At 40.2% G+C, this 1,009-nt stretch carries 1 protein-coding gene; it reads right to left on the minus strand.

The window, feature by feature from the left end; genetic code table 11:
- Window positions 1–297: 297 nt before the first annotated feature.
- Complete coding sequence (locus R7F67_RS25100) at window positions 298–519, minus strand: hypothetical protein (RefSeq protein WP_140060988.1); 222 nt, start codon at window positions 517–519, stop codon at window positions 298–300.
- Between the last annotated feature and the right edge of the window lie 490 nt (window positions 520–1,009).

A 1,009-nucleotide genomic window follows, 5' to 3' on the forward strand; every position in this document is an offset into this window, starting at 1 on the left:
TCGTACTGGCTCCTTTGAGTCTTCTTTGCCATAATATCCTCAGATGAATAAAGAAACCGCCTAGGGCTGCAACCCTGTAATGGCGGTTTTTTTGTACCCGTTGAATATAAACCCATATGTAATATTACACAACCCCTAGGTGCATTTTATGCACAAACCTACTGTAAGAGGTTCACATGCCCTACTGTGAGAGGTTCACAACCCTACTGTGATAAATTCCACTACCCTACTGTGAGAGGTTCACACCAACAAACCATAGAACAAACCATAGAACAAATAGCGCTATCGCTTAGATTTTTAATGATTATCTAAAATCCATTTTTTTAGCTCTGAATTTTCAGACCTAAGACGTTCAATCTCCTTGTTGTATTCAGTATCCCTTTTAAAAAGCTCTCTAAGCGTCTCAGAGACGCAATAACGGACAAACTCTTGTCTATCCATAAATAATCTACTTCTGAACGTCTCAATGCCTCTAAGCTGCTCAGGATTGAATCTAATGGTAATTCTATTATCAGACATAAAGTCACCGTTTGGCTGCAATTCACATGGTCAAATGTGGACAAATGTGGACAGGTGGAATAAAAAAAATGAAAAAATCCTTATTTTTCATTGGTTTAGTTTGGTTGCGACAGTTATTGACACAAGTCCAAGTCCGCGCCCGTGGTATGGGGCACTGGCTGCGCCAGTACCACACACCACGGGCGCGGAAAGCTTGAGATCTCAACCACATAACTTCACAAACAAACAATAACACAAAAAATAAAAAGGTGTGAACGTGGCAAAGTTAAACATTGAAGAAATTCCGCTTCCTCGAATCGATTTTCGCAAGCTCAATATCAATTCTTGCGGCGAGCGGCTGATATAAAAAAACCAACCCTTTCGAGTTGGTAATTCTTCTCAACTAATTTATATGCTTCTTTATGGAAATTAAATCACCTGATCTAAAAGAAACAGAGCATGACGAAGTTGCCCCTCAGTGTATGAGGCACCGTCAGGAGTGACTATCCGA

This window comes from Vibrio sp. YT-17 (assembly GCF_033337375.1).
Classification (GTDB): domain Bacteria; phylum Pseudomonadota; class Gammaproteobacteria; order Enterobacterales; family Vibrionaceae; genus Vibrio; species Vibrio alginolyticus.

Excerpts from the sequence above, each read along its gene's own strand:
- R7F67_RS25100 (WP_140060988.1), bottom strand. The coding sequence starts at position 519 with ATGTCTGATAATAGAATTACCATTAGATTCAATCCTGAGCAGCTTAGA.